General features: G+C 40.9%; 14 protein-coding genes. 6 read left to right on the top strand and 8 right to left on the bottom strand.

What is annotated here, in order from left to right:
- The first annotated feature begins 86 nt into the window (after positions 1–86).
- The gene (gene thrC / locus P2W71_RS24370) at positions 87–1,391 is read left to right on the top strand and encodes a threonine synthase (RefSeq protein WP_276374026.1); all 1,305 of its coding nucleotides are present in this window, start codon (positions 87–89) and stop codon (positions 1,389–1,391) included.
- Positions 1,392–1,405: 14 nt separating this feature from the next.
- On the opposite strand, the gene P2W71_RS24365 is transcribed toward thrC, so the two are convergent.
- The 8 genes from P2W71_RS24365 to P2W71_RS24330 form a co-directional block, all read right to left on the bottom strand.
- Complete coding sequence (locus tag P2W71_RS24365) at positions 1,406–2,056, bottom strand: protein-L-isoaspartate(D-aspartate) O-methyltransferase (RefSeq protein WP_276374025.1); 651 nt, start codon at positions 2,054–2,056, stop codon at positions 1,406–1,408.
- A 480-nt stretch (positions 2,057–2,536) separates the two neighbouring features.
- Positions 2,537–5,218 carry a CHAT domain-containing tetratricopeptide repeat protein gene (locus P2W71_RS24360; RefSeq protein ID WP_276374024.1) on the bottom strand — a complete coding sequence of 894 codons (2,682 nt, stop codon included), beginning with the start codon at positions 5,216–5,218 and terminating at the stop codon, positions 2,537–2,539.
- Position 5,219: 1 nt separating this feature from the next.
- Complete coding sequence (locus P2W71_RS24355; protein WP_276374023.1) at positions 5,220–6,119, bottom strand: hypothetical protein; 900 nt, start codon at positions 6,117–6,119, stop codon at positions 5,220–5,222.
- Positions 6,120–6,227: 108 nt separating this feature from the next.
- Positions 6,228–7,214 (bottom strand): peptidoglycan DD-metalloendopeptidase family protein, encoded by a 987-nt coding sequence (locus tag P2W71_RS24350; RefSeq protein ID WP_276374022.1) that lies wholly within the window; start codon positions 7,212–7,214, stop codon positions 6,228–6,230.
- A 10-nt stretch (positions 7,215–7,224) separates the two neighbouring features.
- The gene (gene mog / locus P2W71_RS24345; protein ID WP_276374021.1) at positions 7,225–7,755 is read right to left on the bottom strand and encodes a molybdopterin adenylyltransferase; all 531 of its coding nucleotides are present in this window, start codon (positions 7,753–7,755) and stop codon (positions 7,225–7,227) included.
- Positions 7,752–8,804 carry a rhodanese-related sulfurtransferase gene (locus P2W71_RS24340; protein ID WP_276374020.1) on the bottom strand — a complete coding sequence of 351 codons (1,053 nt, stop codon included), beginning with the start codon at positions 8,802–8,804 and terminating at the stop codon, positions 7,752–7,754. The genes mog and P2W71_RS24340 overlap by 4 nt, the downstream gene beginning before the upstream one ends.
- A 90-nt stretch (positions 8,805–8,894) precedes the next feature.
- Positions 8,895–9,509 carry a hypothetical protein gene (locus tag P2W71_RS24335; RefSeq protein WP_276374019.1) on the bottom strand — a complete coding sequence of 205 codons (615 nt, stop codon included), beginning with the start codon at positions 9,507–9,509 and terminating at the stop codon, positions 8,895–8,897.
- Entirely contained in the window at positions 9,510–10,517 is a 1,008-nt protein-coding gene (locus tag P2W71_RS24330) for an amidohydrolase family protein (RefSeq protein WP_276374018.1), read from the bottom strand.
- A 253-nt stretch (positions 10,518–10,770) separates the two neighbouring features.
- On the opposite strand from P2W71_RS24330, the gene P2W71_RS24325 reads away from it, so the two are divergent.
- From P2W71_RS24325 to P2W71_RS24305, 5 genes are all read left to right on the top strand, one after another.
- Positions 10,771–10,935, top strand: coding sequence for a hypothetical protein (locus P2W71_RS24325; protein ID WP_276374017.1), 165 nt, complete (start codon positions 10,771–10,773; stop codon positions 10,933–10,935).
- 240 nt (positions 10,936–11,175) lie between these two features.
- Positions 11,176–11,352, top strand: a complete 177-nt coding sequence (locus P2W71_RS24320; protein ID WP_276374016.1) for a hypothetical protein — start codon at positions 11,176–11,178, stop codon at positions 11,350–11,352.
- 463 nt (positions 11,353–11,815) lie between these two features.
- Positions 11,816–14,167 carry a TonB-dependent receptor gene (locus tag P2W71_RS24315; RefSeq protein ID WP_276374015.1) on the top strand — a complete coding sequence of 784 codons (2,352 nt, stop codon included), beginning with the start codon at positions 11,816–11,818 and terminating at the stop codon, positions 14,165–14,167.
- A gap of 11 nt (positions 14,168–14,178) precedes the next feature.
- Entirely contained in the window at positions 14,179–15,012 is an 834-nt protein-coding gene (locus P2W71_RS24310) for a DUF4249 domain-containing protein (RefSeq protein WP_276374014.1), read from the top strand.
- A gap of 55 nt (positions 15,013–15,067) precedes the next feature.
- Entirely contained in the window at positions 15,068–18,040 is a 2,973-nt protein-coding gene (locus P2W71_RS24305) for a hypothetical protein (RefSeq protein ID WP_276374013.1), read from the top strand.
- Positions 18,041–18,048: the final 8 nt, after the last annotated feature.

The following is an 18,048-nucleotide window of genomic DNA, read 5'->3' as shown; positions in this document are numbered from 1 at the left end:
AAAGTGAACGAAACCAATAAACGCCCCTGCGCGCAGGTTCGCGATACTTCAGCACTTTGAACCTCAACACTTCAACACTTTCCCAGATGAAATTTTACAGTACCAACAATCCTGAGCTTAAAGTTGATCTTAAACAAGCGGTAACGCAAGGGCTGGCTCCCGACAATGGTTTGTACATGCCGGAATTGATTCCCGTTTTGCCGACAGCGTTTTTTGAAACAATTGCTCAGAAATCATTTCAGGAAATTGCTTTTGAAGTTGCCAACAGCCTTATTGGCGACGACATTCCAAAATCGGAACTTAAAAGAATTGTTGAGCACACCATTCAGTTTGACGCGCCGCTCGTCTTGATCGAAAAGGATGCTTATGCACTTGAATTATTTCATGGTCCAACACTGGCGTTTAAAGATTTTGGTGCCAGATTTATGTCTCAGCTTCTTGGATATTTTGCACAGCAACAAGAGAAGGAGATCATCATTCTGGTGGCAACTTCGGGCGATACTGGCAGTGCAGTAGCCAACGGATTTTTGGGTGTTCCAGGAACGAAGGTTGTTGTATTATATCCTTCCGGCAAGGTCAGCGAGATTCAGGAAAAACAATTCACGACGCTTGGGCAAAATGTTACAGCGCTGGAAATAACAGGAACGTTTGATGATTGCCAACGGATGGTTAAGCAAGCTTTTTTAGACACGGACCTGACTAAAAAATATTTCCTCACTTCCGCGAACTCCATCAATATCGCTCGCCTCATTCCACAGTCCTTTTATTATTTCTATGCCTATGCTAAGTTGCCTGATCATAAACGTCCTGTAATTTTTTCTGTGCCAAGCGGCAACTTTGGAAATCTAACGGGTGGATTACTCGCAAAACGGATGGGTTTGCCCATTCACAAGTTTATTGCATCCACAAACATTAATGATGTGGTTCCCCAATATCTTTTATCTAAAACATTTAATCCACGGGCGTCGCGGCAAACCATCAGCAATGCAATGGATGTTGGGAACCCTAGTAACTTTGTGAGGATGTTAGATTTGTTTCAGGGAGATTTCGATCTTTTGGCCAACGAAATCGTGGGATATTCATTCACGGATGAAGAAACGCAAAAAGCCATGCGTGAAGTTTTTTCTCGTAACAAGTATGTTATGGACCCTCATGGGGCCGTGGCGTATTTAGGATTGAAAAAATATTTGGGTGAACACAAGCTTGAGGCTTACGGAATTTTTGCGGAAACTGCTCACCCTGCTAAGTTCAAAGAGGTTGTTGACGAGACCTTGAAAACGACTGTACAAATTCCTTCGGTGCTGGATAAGTTCTTAAAACATCCAAAGAAGAGTTATGCATTGTCCAATAAATACGAAGACTTTAAGAATTATCTCAATAATAATTTTTAGCCTAGTGAAGCGTACTAACCTTTCCAACCTTGTTCACCGAGAAGTGGGACAAAAGCAAAATTGGCAAACTCTTTTTTAACGAGCTTTCCACCCTGCTTTCGAATTTGAAGCATGGATTGCTTCTCTCGGTCTCCCACAGGTATCACGAGAATTCCCCCTTCTGATAGCTGGTCTGTCAATGCTGATGGAACGACGGGTGCCCCAGCCGTTACAATGATTTTGTTGAATGGTGCTTTGGATGGTAAACCCTTGGAACCGTCGCCGTGAAAAAAATAAGGTCGATAACCTAACCTCGGTAAAAAGTCTTTTACGGTTTCATAGAGCTTCCGATTGTACTCAATGGTATAAACCTTTGCGCCGAGCTCGAGCAGTATGCAAGCTTGATAACCGGAGCCTGTGCCTATTTCCAGGACTTTGTCGCCGGGTTTAATCTCCAACTTCTCAGATTGAAAGGCTACTGTATAAGGCTGTGAAATCGTTTGCCCTTCGCCGATGGGGAAGGCTTTGTCCTGATAGGCATGGTCAATGAGTGCGTTTTCGAAGAAAACATGACGGGGTACCTTGCCAATAGCGGTCAATACTTCTTCATTAGTAATGCCTTTTTCCCTTAACTTCTTAACCAATTTATTGCGCAATCCTCGCAACTTATAATTGTCTTCGATCATGCTTGCCTTCTTGGGAAGTTTAAATTGTGGATCATTTGTGGATAACACTTAATATACTGAAAATCAATACCTTATATGAATGGATAAATTATTTTATAATGCAATTATGTCATTGGACGATCTTAAAATCGCTGCAAAAAAGACAATTTTTCAGGCTTTCCAAAGTTTAAAAGATTCTTTAGGAAAATTGAAACTTATGGTATTACTTTAAAGTTCTCCACAAGTGAAAAAGCTTTTTGCCATAGCGTTCACATGTGTTTATCTGCTCCTTACAGTAGGTGTGATTAAGAACACACGCTACTGTATGGGCAGAATAAACTCTCCGGCTTCTGTTGACGAAGCTGCTCATAGATATTCCCATCCAACGTCGCGCGATCACGCTACCTCACCGACATTTAAATCCAAAAATACTCCAGAGTTTTTTATTTTAAGTGACCTTTACTCCGAAGCGTTAGTATTCTTGGTTGCTTGAAGTTTGCACTAAAACCCTATTAAGATGAATGGCCCCCAGTAATAAGGGGCAGCATACTTTTTCTCATGAAGCAACGCTAACTTAGCTTCTTGAAGTGCTTTGCCGAAATTTCCTTGAGTATTGTTTAGCAGGTGTCGATAAAATATTTTCATCAGGCTTGCAGTCGACTGATCCGCTACGCTCCAAAATGAGACGACAATATTTTTTGATCCCGCATATACGAGTGCACGTGATAAGCCGATGACCCCTTCGCCTTTTGAAATTTTTCCCAACCCAGTTTGACAGGCAGATAATGTTACCAGATCGGCTTTAAGTTCCATATTGTAAATTTCACTAGCGTACAAATTGCCATCTTCAGCGTTAGCCGTTGCGTTAAGATAAATTCTGGAGAGCTCAGGGTTGGTTTCATCCACTACGCCGTGTGTAGCAAAATGCACGTAACTAAAATCTTTTAATGCACCTTGTTTCACTCTTGTCTCAGCCGCGTCCTTTCCAATGACCAACTCGCTGGCTAAATTCTTCGATGTGAAAAGCTGCGAAATTTCTTTTACTTCGGCTTCAGTGCCTGGTAATTCGGCTAAACCATCTTTTTGGAACGTAACAGGTGCACAAAGAAAAATGGAAGTCGTACCGGGCCTTTCGGTTTTGGATTTCTGAAGTATGAGTGCCGCGGAGAATTCATATCTAACGCTGTATCTTTGAATGAGGTAGGGGAAATCTTCCCATTGACTTTCAGCTCTGATCTTTTTATGAAAAAGCGTTTCAAATGGAACAATGCTTAGCCTGCCCGTTGGAAGGACTACAAGCTCCTTCACCTTCAACGGTATTTTTTTGGGGATCAGCAATTCCGAAAGATCTATTGCCGCAGTTTTATATGTTAACAAGTCATTAAAGACCAAACTATTTCGCAGCCCGCTGAGGTTTCGGTCGAATTCTTTTGTCAGTTGGTGTGAATCTACGCGGAATTTTGACGTGGTGATCTGAAAAACATACAGCCTGTTGTTCTTGTCATCTGTAAAATAACTTACAATAGCCGTCTGAGTATCCAATTTTTCCTGCAGGCTTTTGATCGCCGGCGTAGCGACGTTAAATCGAAGGTTATAATAAACAGGAAATTTTTCCTCCAGTTCCTTGATAAAATTTTGATAGTTACGGTTTAAATTAAAGTGAACCTGGCGCAAATATTTCTCCTCTGATTCGGAGGGCTTCAAAGAAAGCTTTTGTGCTGTTAAAGCAATTTCCGCTTTTAACTTTTTCTCTTGCTCTAATAAATCGTTGGGAATACCGGAAAATGATTTGGCATTTGAATCAGAAATTGCTTCCAGTAAAACGGCGGATTTACTTTTTTCAGCAAAGAAGAACGCGAGTTCAAACCATGTCTTTTTTTTCGCTGCAACCTGGCCGGCCTCATACGCGATTCTAACGCCTGCTCCATACACGTCGGTAGCAATCGTACCCAATAGAATTTTGTCGCTTTCGTTGTTAATCTGCTGCCGGAGATTATCGATTAAGCTATCGCAAAGTTGAAGTGTGTTTAACGCTAAAGAAAGCTCGTTAAATTTAAGTGATTTGTTGAAGTGTCGTGCCTCCAGCGCCTCGGCTTTATGCAAAAGCGAAAAAAGCAGAATGTTGCCGCTGTAGTAAGTTTTCAGCTTCGGATTCGACTTCAGACTGGAGTTACTGAAGTCGCTCACATTTGCGATGAGTGCCTGTTGAAAATGTTCCAAGGCTTCATTGAATTTTCCTCCTGACAATTTTAAGCTGCCAATGGCGTTCAACACCGTGGCTATCTCAGGATGCTTTTTTCCATAGGAATCCTGATACATATTCAGTGCCCTGTTGTAATAACCTTCAGCAGAATTTTCATTCCTCATTTTTAAATAGGTCTGACCCAGGTTAAAAAGAATGAATGCTTTTGTCGGATGTGGTTCTGGATAAATCTTTTCCCAGATCACCAGTGCTGATTCAAAATTGTTAATGGCATCACCATAAAACTCCAATGTCCGGTATACAAAACCCATATTGGTATTCGCGATGGCAATTTTAGGGTTATTTTTTCCGTGAATCCGTTCATAGATGATCAAGGCTTTCTCATAATAGTCGAGCGCTTTATCTGCGTCTGTCGTGCTATACACTAAGCCAAGGTCATTGTACGAGGCCGCAATCAGCTCGCTATTCTCTTTTACAAAATTCCGGCGAATAGTCAGCGCCATGCTAAACTGTTCTTCTGCCTGAGAATATTTTCCGGTAGCCAGATATAAATTTCCGAGATATGAAAGAAGTTGAGCTCCCTCAAGGGAGTTCTGCTTGTTCTGGTTCTCAATGTTTATTAACGCTTGCTGCAAGGTTGTTAATGCTAAATCATTTCGTCCCTGGTTTAAAAAAAGAAACCCCCGGTTAGTTTCCGTAATCACTTGAGTATTGGAAGTCGAAGGTTTTAGTATAATACTTTCCAACACTCTTTCTGCATCATCGAATTTTCCAGCACGAATTAAGATTTCCGCCTTTTTATTTTCGAGAATTACGTGTTGCTCTTGATTGATTTTCTTCTTCAACAGAAGATCTAATTGTGTGAGTGCGAGGTCAAACTTCGAATCATAGAGTAAGGAATCAACGGTTGTGATAGTCTCCTGAGCAAGCGTCAACAAACTCAGGGCAAAGAGAACGAAGGACAGAAAATATTTCTTCATATCAGAAACGGTAGTAATAGCCAACCGTGGTAACAAGCTCCCGGGTCAGGCCATCGGGATTATTATCGCGTTGAATAATTTTATGTCCGATTAAAAGCTTCACACCGGTCTTTACATTAAAACTATAACCGGTAGTAAATATTCCTGACAAGGCTAATCCCCGTGCACCTTTAGGTGTTGATCGAGTTCCATTGGCTACCGTAATCTCGTCGTTATTGATCCGATAGATTGGAAGTAAACCTAACGAAAAATTCAGACGCGAAAAGCGCCAGTTGCGTTCAACGCGTAGCATGATGTCAGTGCCTCTCTTGAGCGCTCTCGCTTGATTATAAAGATTGATGTAGCCTTCCTCACTTGTTCCTTTCCAGGCTTCCCAAAGAAATTGATTGTCATTTCTGTTAAACGGGTGCTGAATTCCAGTGGCCAATAACCAGTTTCTGCTAATCAAGGATATACCCGTTATAAAATCATAAGTACCTAAACTAGTTTGATAATACATCGGCAAAGGATATCCTCCCGCATCCTTGTCTGACGAATTGGTTGGAATTTTCCCTCCGATTGAAAAGTTAATATCGAACTTCTCGGTATTGAGTAACGTGCGCGTTATACACAACGAAATATCGCCCACGCCGGAGGTGTTTGCTAGTTGCCCATGGACTGCCTGGTAGGGTAGCTTCACCTGGAACGCTGTTTTTGCATTCAGACTAAAATTAAAATCTAATGTCGCAACGTATATGATAGGCGTCAGGGGCGTTGTACCCCGGTAAAACCCCATTTCAATTGAACGAAGTTTAATCGCTAATTTTTTGTTGAAGGGCTGGTCTGGTTTCATTGCGCCCATCGTGCAGAATCCGGCATCGCTGCAACCTTGAGAAAAGGCCACGCAAGATGAGAACAGCATTAAGCAGGACCAAATTAAACGGAAGAGCATAAGCGCTAAGGTAAAGGCAATTTAAAAAAAGAAACCCGAAGGTGACTTCGGGTTTCGGATTTTAAATCACAAATACTGTTACATTCCCAGGGATTGATTCTCTATGGACGCCAGTTCTAAAACTTTTTCATATTCAGATGGAGAAAGGTCATTATAGAAATAATGAACAGGGTCCACTTGGCTGCCATTGATCAGAACTTCATAGTGAAGGTGTGGTGCAGTTGACATACCCGTGTTCCCAACGTAACCGATCAAGTCACCACGTTTAACATTTTGTCCTGATCGAACTGCAAATTCATGCATGTGGGCATATCGCGTGCGATATCCAAAGCCGTGATCTACTTCTACCATTTTTCCATAACCACTAAATTTCACACTCACCTGCGCGACTGTTCCATCTGCTGTGGCGTAAATGGGTGTACCAATCGATGCAGCGAAGTCTATACCAGAGTGCATTTTCTTAACCTTGTAAATAGGATGTGTTCGCCATCCATATCCGGAAGCCAGTGCATGCAATTGTTTGTTCGATACTGGTTGAATGGCAGGAATCGCCGCGTATAATTTTTCTTTTTTCTCTGCTAATGAAACAACTTCATCCTGAGACTTAGATTCAATGTATAATTTTCTTCTTAAGTGATCAACCTTTTCATTTAATGAAATGACCAGATCTTCATGAGCAATATCTTTCTCCTTAATGTCTGCGTAACGATCGGTACCGCCCACACCGGCATGACGTACTGACTTTTCAATTGGCTCAGCGCCCAGCACGACCCTATAGATGTTATCATCGCGATGCTCAATGTTATCCAGGATGTTGCTGAGATGATTTACATCTTTAGTTAGCTTCTGATAATAAAATTCGAGTTCTTTTACTTCGTTTTTTAAGATCAGTTCTTTTGGTGATTCGAATAAGTTGCTGTACAAATATACCGTGAGCAGCCCTGCTGCCATGGCAACTGTAAGCGAAAGAATACCCAGCGCGTTAAGAATAACATCGCTCGTTTTTACTTTTACCCGCTCGTATTTACAGGTCTCAGTGTCGTAATAATATTTAATACGTGCCATAACCTAGCAATTATACTGATTGGGGCCGAAAAACCTTTACAGCCTCGTCGTTACACTCGATAAACGGTCCTTCTAGCAGGTCAATGCAATATGGGATCGCTGGAAAGACAACCTCTAAACATTGCCGTATAGACTTTGGCTTTCCTGGTAAATTCACTATCAAAGATCGGTTACGTATTCCTGCCGTTTGGCGTGAAAGGATTGCGGTGGGTACGTATGTAAGACTTTTTGCCCGCATGAGCTCTCCAAAGCCTGGTAAAATCTTCTGGCAAACGGCTTCCGTGGCCTCTGGCGTGACGTCTCGCACTGCTGGACCCGTCCCTCCGGATGTTACAATCAAACAACAATTGCGGTTATCAGCCATGTCAATGAGCGTCTGCTCAATGAGAGCCTGTTCGTCAGGGATCACGGCATACTCTTTTTCCCAGGGACTTTTAATGTATTCGGTTAAAACCTCAACAATGGCCTTACCCGGAATATCTTCATAGATGCCTTTGCTTGCTCGGTCCGACACGTTGATAATACCAATACGAATTGTCATGCAGAAGTTTTTTTTGATGCATCAGCTTTGAATTGAATATTTTCTGAGCGGCCTTTTTTAAAAACTTGTCTTCCTTTATTAATACCTTTTCTTATCTCCTTCTGTTTTTCCACCGGCATGGTTAAAATTTCCCTGCAAGCTTCTGAACAACATCCTTCAAATTTCTCACGACATTCCTTACACTGTATAAACAACAAATGGCACCCATCGTTTTTACAATTCGTATGATCATCGCACGGTTTGCCGCACTGATGACATACAGCGATTATATCTTCGGTTATTCGTTCGCCGAGACGTTCGTCAAACACAAAATTCTTTCCTATGAATTTACTTTCAATGCCTTGCTCCTTGGTTTGACGTGCGTATTCAATGATGCCGCCATCCAATTGAAAAACATTTTTAAAACCAAGATGTTTCATCCACGCACTGGCTTTTTCACATCGGATTCCGCCGGTACAATACATTAACAATTTTTTATCCTTTCTATCGGTCATGATGTCTTCCACTATTTGAAGCTCTTCCCGAAACGTATCGACATTAGGACAGATTGCATTTTTGAAATGGCCAACTTCACTTTCGTAGTGATTTCGCATGTCAACAATAATGGTATCCTTATCATCGGCCAATGCATTAAATTCACGCGCGTTAACATGAATCCCGGTGTTTGTTACATCAAACGTAGAATCATCCAACCCATCGGCTACTATCTTTTTACGGACCAATATTTTTAATTTGAAAAAAGATTTTCCATTGTCTTGCACTGCAAGGTTTAGACGAACGTGATTCAAAAAGGAGATGCTGTATAAGTATTTTTTAAACCGATCGAAGTGTTCTTCTGGTACGCTGATCTGTGCATTTATTCCTTCCGTTGCTATATAAATTCGTCCTAGTACTTCCAGTGACTCAAGGCCTTTATATAACTCGTCGCGAAATTCTTTAGGGTCAAGGATGTGGTGATATTTATAAAAAGAAATCGTGGTTCGATTGGTGGATACCATCGCCATTTTTTCTTTGAGAATTTTTCCGTTTACTCTGTTATACAGTGCCATATGCCTGATTAATTGCAGGTTAATCTTTTTTGCAACTTTAATTGTACTAGAAAAAAATAAATAATCAAAGAAAGTTCAGATCGAACTTGATTAGTTTGCTTTTTTAAGCTCTCCTCTCAGAAGAAGATTATATTGTTCGCAAGTAAGCAGTCCATGTTCATTGCAATAAGAACATGTTGTGTATTCAGATCCAAAAGCTGTTTTTTTAATCACAACATGGTCACCTTTACATACCGGGCAAGTTACTTTGCCCGAAGGCCCACAGTCGATATCGTAATTGGATGAAAGAACTTCCCCTGCTTTTTGCCGCTCATTCGATTTTTCTTTTAAGTACTCCGTTTCTGCTAATTTGAGTAATGACGCAGATTCTTCTGAGTACTGTCCATTCGTTCCCTTTAGTTGAATGTATTTTGTAAGCCAATCGATACTTTGCTTATACTTTTTAAGATAAAAAGAATTTTTGCCAAAATAAAAAGTTAAATCAGAAGGAACACTTTTAATGTTTTCAAGGACGTGCCGAAATTTAGTATCTGCTGTTGCGTATGCTTCAAGATCCATGTAGTAGACTCCTGAATCAAGTTCGCGAAGCAAAGCTGATTTCTTTAATTGTTCCTGCTGCATTTTATATTCCTCAACAGTTGGTCGTTGCGCATAAGTTTGTATCGCCACGAGGATCAATAGAAAAATAAATATCGTATGACGCATCTAGTTAAATCGTTCTTTAGAAATATTAAGCCACTCAAGCGATGCTCGATAAAAAATGTCTTCCTTAATGCTTTGATCCAGATTCATTTCTTCTATAAATTTTCCTATCTCCAAATCTCCTAACGGAAATGGATAATCTGATCCCAAGGTAATTCTTTTCGAACCTTGAAGTTTCAATACATACTCCAACATCAATGCATCGTGCGTAATGCTATCCACCCAAAATTTACCTAAGTATTTTTTTGGATCAATTGGATTGTCGATTGCCACCAGATCGGGCCGGCAATCAAATCCCTGTTTGATACGTCCTATCGTAGCAAGAAAAGAGCCACCTGCATGTGCAAAATTTACCCGCAATCGCGGTAGCCTTTCAAAGATTCCACCAAAGATCATTGAGCAGATTGCGCGGGCCGTCTCCGCAGGCATCCCCACCAACCATGGAAGCCAATATCGTTGCATGTGATTTTGTCCCATCATATTCCATGGGTGAACCAATATTGCCATATCAAGCTTTTCACATGCCTCAAAGATGGGAAAGAAACGTTCCTCGTTAAGATTCAAATCATTAATGTTAGAACCGATTTGTACACCTTGCAATCCTAATGATTTAATCCGCTGCAGTTCTTCGATGGCTAACTCGGTGTCCTGCATAGGGATGGTGGCTAAGCCTAAATAGTTTTTGGGATACTTGAAAATTAATTCTGCAATGTGATCATTGAGAAACTTCGAAATTTCAAGACAATCAAAAGATTTTGCCCAATAAGAAAACATCACAGGAATGGTGCAAACCACCTGGACCTGCGTATGGAATTTATCGTATTCTTTAATTCTTACCTCGGGGTTCCATGCATTCTCCTTTATTTCTCTAAAGAACTGATTTCCACGCATCATTTTCGCGTAGCCTTTCTTATGGTGTTGAAGATAAATGAAATCGCCGTAGCCAAATTTATCGCTCCAATTGGGAAGTTTCTTAGGGAGAATATGCGTATGACTATCGATCTTCAGCATCTACAAGCGAAATAGCGAAATATCGAGGATTTCTTCCTGCTTTCAAATCACCCGTTGGTCATCACCACGCCTTATGTCTTCTCAATTTGGCTCGAAAATCTTTTTGTTTTTCTTGATTCGATACTTACATGGGTGAAAAATACCTCGGCTTTAAGAAAAAATTATCCAAAATAAGCTTCTAGCTCCATTCCGAGGGTCTTTCGGCGGACTGGCACCATATTTTCTTTTCCTTAGCAAAATTACATTCACCACTATGGACTTATTCATTATCATACTGTCTTTCTTGCTTGCTTATGGCATATTCGTCATCATCGCGGTTAAGCTTGCCAAAATATTCTTCCCCAAGATTGATGACGACGATGTAGAATTGAAGCATTCCCCATTACCCGAGCCACAATCGAAAAGAGTTACTGTTTGAATTCATTCTTTGCCTAACCTGAAGCCTTGACAATGTCGGGCTTTTTTTATGTCTATAAATGTGATCCTCACCACAGTGTGGAGAATTTTCTACCAACTTCCAAGTTGCATTAATTTTTTTTGAGGACTATAAATTTGTAATTCAATGAATTACGAAAAGAGAACGCCATCTTGATAAACAGGCATTATTATTTCGAAGGCCTTTAAAACCAACAGCATTTAACCTTAAACCGAGGCCTGTATGAAAAATTTATTTAAAAAAAACCAACGCCAAAACGCAACTACTTATCAATCAGCACGTGCATTTGCTTTAGATAACAGCAGAAAAGAGGGAGCCATGGATGAACTATTGCTTCGACGAATAGGCAAGAGTCGACAAGAAATCCTGGATTTAATGAAAATTTTAAAAACCTTTTAACAACTCATCGATATGAAAACCCTGTTAAGAATTGTCATTTCAATGATGTTAACATACGGTTTATTGAATTTAGCCGCACAATTGTAAATACAACGATCATTTGGAAATGAGGGTGCAGAACTGCATTATCAATTTCCATTTTGGCCATTATCTCCGCCTGGATAATGGCTTTTTTTTTTCATTAAGATCTTAAAATATTGTACTGAAAATGAAATAAAGTATAATTGAAAGGATTAACACACCATACATAATCAGGTCTACTCGTACATAAGGCTTATATTCTTCGTAAAGCCTTTTTATCTTCCTAAACATTAATAATCCGATTTATACGCGTCAAAAGTAACCATTTGCCGATTTATCCGTCCGTAGTGTAGTCATTCAATTAAAGATTAATTTTTAGCCAGGTAAGAATAGGGGTAAACTCACATTTAATTGTCTGATCAACGTAATTTAACTCTCTATCATGATAAAAAATTTCCTTGTCTTAATTTTTATTTTGTACGCTACCGTTTTATGGTCACAAGAAAAAGTAACGCTAAATGGCTACGTGAAGGATGTTGACAACGGCGAAGAATTAATCGGTGTCACCGTTTACATTCCCGAATTGAAAGCCGGCGCAGTGACGAATGCCTATGGCTTTTATTCGATTACCGTTCCAAAGGGCACTTATGAAGTTCAATACAGTTATCTGGGATATAAGTTCCAATCAGTAAAAATGGAAATGTCTCAGAATATCGCGCATAATGTGGAATTAAAAACAGAAGCGACGGTGATAGAAGAAGTTGTAGTGACCGACAAACGAATAGATGAAAACGTTGTGTCCCTGCAGATGAGTAAAAACACGCTTGACTTGAATCAGGTTCGGAAGCTTCCTGCGTTGTTCGGTGAAGTGGATATCCTTAAAAATATTCAAATGTTACCCGGTGTTATTACTGCTGGCGAGGGAACGTCAAGCTTCTACGTTAGAGGAGGAAGTGCCGATCAGAATTTGATATTAAACGACGAAGCGCCGATTTATGACCCTTCTCATTTGTTCGGATTATTCTCTGTTTTTAATGCCGATGTGATAAAAGATTCTGAGCTCTACAAGGGCGGTATTCCTGCCCGGTTCGGCGGAAGACTTTCTTCCATTTTGGAAGTGCGCACCAAAGATGGTAATAATAAAAAGCTGAATGTTGCGGGAGGCATCGGGTCGATGGCAAGTCGTGTTATGGTCGAAGGTCCTATCATAAAGGAGAAGAGCTCATTCATTATTTCTGCACGGCGATCTTATATCGATCTGTTTTTAAAAGCTGCAGATCAGGACAATCTTGTTCACTTCTATGACATCAATGCCAAAGTAAATTGGAAGACGAATAACAAAAACCGGTTTTTCGCCGCATTTTATGCGGGCCGTGACGTATTTAATTTTTCGGATGAGTTTGGATTCGCATGGGGAAATCGGACCGGTACGTTTCGGTGGAATCACCTTTTCAATGAACGGCTTTTCTCAAACACGTCGCTCATCGTTAGCAATTTCGACTACAAGTTAGAACTGGAAGATCCCGTACAAGGGTTTAAATGGCTTTCTAATTTGCAGGAGGTGAGTATAAAAAATGATCTTTCTTATTTCATCAACACCAATCATGAGTTGACTTTCGGTTATCATATTACGGGGAGACGATTTTCACCAGGTCGGATTACACCAAATTCAGAGGGATCTTTTTTCAAGGAGGTCGAACTCCAACACATGTATGCTTTAGATCATGCTTTTTACATCAGCGACCAATATAACATCAGCGATAAACTTAGCTTAGACGTAGGGTTGCGTTTGTCAATTTTTCAGAACGTAGGAAAGAGCGATGTGTATTTGTATGAGGATCCAAAAGACAATATAAATATCACTCGAACAGACACAATTCACTATGGAGCCTGGAGAAATATAAAAACTTATATAAACCTTGAACCCAGGGCAGGTCTCCGGTATATGATCGCTGAAGGGCAATCCGCAAAAATATCGTATAACAGAATGGTTCAGAACACGCATTTGATCGCAGCAGGAACAGTCCCTGTTCCTTTCAATACATGGAACCCTAGTGGATACTACTTGGAGCCTCAGCTAGCCGACCAGGTTGCAGTGGGTTACTTCCGAAATTTTGAAAACAATAAGTATGAGTTTTCAGCAGAAGCATATTATAAAGACATCAAGAACGTAACAGACTTTGCTGACAACGCCGACATTTTCTTCAATGAAGATTTATCCACCGAATTCAGGCAAGGTAAGGCATGGGCTTATGGTATTGAACTCATGGTAAATAAAACACAAGGAAAACTTACAGGATCAGTAGGCTATACGTTATCAAAGGCGATGCGAAAAATTCCGGGTGTTAATCTCGACAAATCATTTGCTGCCAACTATGATCGCCGTCACGTCGCTAATATTCAAGCTGCTTACGATATGAATGACCGATGGACATTTGGTGCCACGTTTACCTTTAGTTCAGGCCGTCCGATTACACTTCCCACCGGGAAGTTTGAGTATCAAAATTACCAGCCGGATGTAATTTCCGAACGCAATGGCTACCGGCTACCGGCCTTTCACCGTCTTGATTTGTCCGCTACTTATACGCCAAAGAAAAATGCGAATCGCAGGTGGAAAGGCCAGTGGGTGTTTTCGGTCTATAATGCATACAACCGCAAGAATCCATTTACCATATATACAAGAATCACGAAGAATGACGATGGCGATACGATCGGTGATGGCTACACCAAGGAAGCACGCATGATCTATCTGTTTCCTATTCTTCCCTCTGTTACATACAATTTTAAATTCTGAACGAATTGAATATGAAAAATATATTCTTAATACTACTGGTGACAATTTTACTTTATTCCTGCGAGGAACCTGTTCACCTCGATGTCAGTCAGGGAGAAACACGTGTTGTCATAGAAGGGCAAGTAACGAATGTGGCAGGCTATCAGTATGTAAAGGTAAGCCAGTCCGGAGGATTTTATGACACCGGAAAACCAACACGAATCACGGACGCGGATGTAGTGATAAAAGACGATGCCGGCAACGAATATCCATTCGTCCATAACCCTGGCAAACTAGCAGATTCCGTTGGATATTATTTACCGGTAACTCCATTTACCGGAGAAGTTGGAAGGACCTACTTTTTGCAGGTCATCGTTAATGAGCAGTTATATGAAGCAAAGGATAAATTATACGCGGTAACCAATATTGATTCCTTGGCATATCGAATAGATGATGATGAAAAAGAAGATCCGAAAGATTACCAGAAATTTTATGAAGTACTGATCTATGCAAAGGAGCCGCAAGACACAAAAGATTATTATATGTTTAAATTCTTCAGGAATGACTCCTTAAAAGTTTACAACGATACGGAGATATATTTCTCGGATGATGAAACTATTGGGGAAGATATCGATGGCATCAGTACGCCGATTTATTTTGCACCTGGCGATATGGCCCGGTGTGAAATTTATAGCCTGTCGCGCGAGGCCTTTGTCTTTTATAGCGATCTGCAAAGTTTATTGAACAGCGATGGAGGATTGTTTAGTCAGCCCCCCAGCAACTCTCGTAACAATCTGACTAATGGTGCCCTAGGATTCTTCCAGGCCAGTAGCGTGCACGCAAAAGAGATTGAGATAAAAGAGTAAGTTATTTGTTTTTCACGAAAGGGAATTTCATCTTTCATTTGGAAAAGACTTCCAAATGAAAAAGATTGTTTTTTTGATTATTATGTTGGTGTCTGGGCGGTCGGGATGGAGCCAGACCGTCTTAGAAAATAATCCAACATCCCTTTCCTGGAAGCAAATTAATACGGAGCATTTTCGAATCATTTTTCCCACTGGGTTTGATGTGCAGGGGCAGCGAATGGCGAATACCCTTGAGAAGATTCGCGAGGCTGAATCAAGAACTTTAGGTGTCCCTCCACGAAGGATAGCTGTCGTCCTTCAAAATCAATCGTCGGTATCCAACGGGTTTGTGTCTATACTGCCACGACGATCAGAGTTTTTCACAATGCCTCCGCAGGACTACAACTTTCTGGGAACGAATGATTGGCTTAACCTCCTGGCTACACACGAATACCGTCATGTCGTACAATACCAGCACGCTACGCGTGGATTCAACAGATTTATTTATTATCTGTTTGGTTCTACAACACTGGCAGGGTTTTCACAGGCTGCAGTACCCCAATGGTTTTGGGAGGGAGATGCCGTTGCAATAGAAACAGCGCTTACACCCAGCGGTCGCGGACGGATACCTAATTTTGGTTTGATTTTTAAAACCAACTTGCTTGAAGGCCGGACATTTAATTATCACAAACAGTATCTTCGTTCTTATAAGCATAACATTCCAAATCACTATGTCCTGGGTTATTATATGGTCAGCAGTCTACGGCGCAAAACGAAGGATGCTGACATCTGGGAAAAGATAACTGCCCGTGCATGGAACGTTCCCTTCATACCATTTACATTTTCCAACGCAATTCACAAAGAAACAGGATTATATGTAACGGATGTTTTCCGCGAGATGGCAGTAGATATGAAGAAGGAATGGCAAGCTGAAATTGACCAGCTAAAAATTACGCCTTTTGAGAAAGCTAACCATCGAAAGTCGTCTGTTTATCTGGATTACTTATATCCACAACCCCTCGAAGATGGTAGTGTTCTTGTTATGAAAAGAGGCATTGGTGACATTGAACGGTTTGTAACACTTGATAAAGAAAGAAAGGAACATAAGATTTTTACGCCTGGTCTTGTTAATGATGCGGGTATGATATCCGTTGCGAATGAAAAGATTGCGTGGAGTGAGTATGGTTACGACGCGCGTTGGGGCATACGCAATTACTCCCAGATAAAAGTGTACAACATGTTGTCTAAACGCCGAAAGGTAATCGGAGGGAAGAAAGCGCGATTGAGTGGGGCTGCATTATCCCCGGACGGAACAACCATCATTGCGGTAGAGTCTGATAACAATTACAAAGCTTCCCTTCAGTTATTTGATGTCGCAAGAGGCAATAAACTCAAAACCTTTTCAAACCCCGAGGGTGTTTTTTATTCCATGCCACGATGGTCAGAGGATGGAAAATCAATTGTGGTGATCAAAACCGATGCGAATGGGAAACGAATCTCGGTGATAAACGCATCCAATGGTGCAAGTGAAGATATTCTGCAGGTCGGCCAGGAAAATGTCGGATACCCTGTGTTATTTAAGAATTATGTCTTGTTCAATTCTCCCATCACAGGTATAGATAACATTTTTGCTTATGATCTTAAAACCAAAAAGCGGTATCAGGTAACATCCAGCAAGTATGCAGCATATAACCCAGCCGTTAGCATTGATGGTACAATCATCTATTATAACGAACAGACGCGGGATGGTTTGGATGTCGTGCATGTTCCTTTTAATCCGGCGAGCTGGAAAACGTATGCCACGACGGCTATGGTTTCTGATACATCATTAGTCGAGATACTTGTTAAACAGGAGGGAAGGCCACAGGTACTTGACAGCATTCCAACAACAAATTTTCCGATTACAAAATATTCAAAGTTTAAAGGAATTTTCAATCCTTACAGCTGGGGCGCATTTGTCACCAACGATCTGGCACAGATCAATGTGGGTATTGCATCGCGCGATATTCTAAGCACCACTTCGATTGCAGCAGGTTACATGTATGACCTGAATGAGGGTACATCATCATGGAATGCCGGATTAAGTTATCAGGGCTTATACCCCATTATTGATCTTAATGTAATAGGCGGAAATAGGGTCAACAAGGAGGAGTATGGTAGTCATGATGTGGAATTCAAGTGGCAGGAGTTCACCGCTGAAGGAGGACTCCGTATACCCCTACAGTTAACAAATTCGAAATACTGGCGGCAAATGTCTGTGGGAAATACCGTTGGGTTAACCAGGACATCTGATTTCAGAAATGTTATCAGGCAAAATGGAGCAATTATTTATAATGGTCCAGGCCGCGATGTCCCGGCCTACGACACGCTCCGTTACATTTATAAGGATCAACTGAATAATGGCGACCTGATCTATAACCACTTTTCGTTTTCATTCGCGAATTTATTAAAACGCAGCCGCCGGGATTTTATGTCACGTTGGGGACAAACATTGGATGTGGATTACTACAACACCCCGTATGGTGGCGATTTTAAAGCAGAACTCTTAGCTGCGAGAGCTGACCTTTATTTTCCAGGCGCCTTTAAACATCATTTTCTTCGCACCAGGCTTGCCTACCAAGAAAGTTTTCAGGGGGTTGAAACGAACACCTATATTTTTAGAAACAGAATTGCTAAACCCCGTGGCCACAGTTATCCATCAGATAAAACTTTTTTTTCCTTGTCTGTAAATTATGCGTTGCCTCTCTGGTATCCGGATATCGCTCTGGGGCCTGTTCTAAATATCCAACGGGTGAAGGCCAACTTTTTTTATGACTACGGAAAGGGTGAAGGAAACACATTTTATTACAAGGCTAACTCAAACCGGGTCTATATTTCAGACACTGGAGATATTTACCAATCAGTTGGCGTAGAAACAACATTTGATTTTAATGTCATGAGATTCTTGCCCAAATTTGAGCTCGGCGTTCGATCAGTTTATCGCTTTGCAAATGATTATAATAAAAGCGGGGTCGTATTTGAGCTTGTGATTGGTAATATCGCCTTTTAAGAGCTTGA

Source organism: Chryseolinea sp. H1M3-3, assembly GCF_029360725.1.
GTDB lineage: Bacteria > Bacteroidota > Bacteroidia > Cytophagales > Cyclobacteriaceae > Chryseolinea.
The sequence above is the reverse complement of the archived record's forward strand: the minus strand, read 5'-3'. Positions and strand labels throughout refer to the sequence as shown.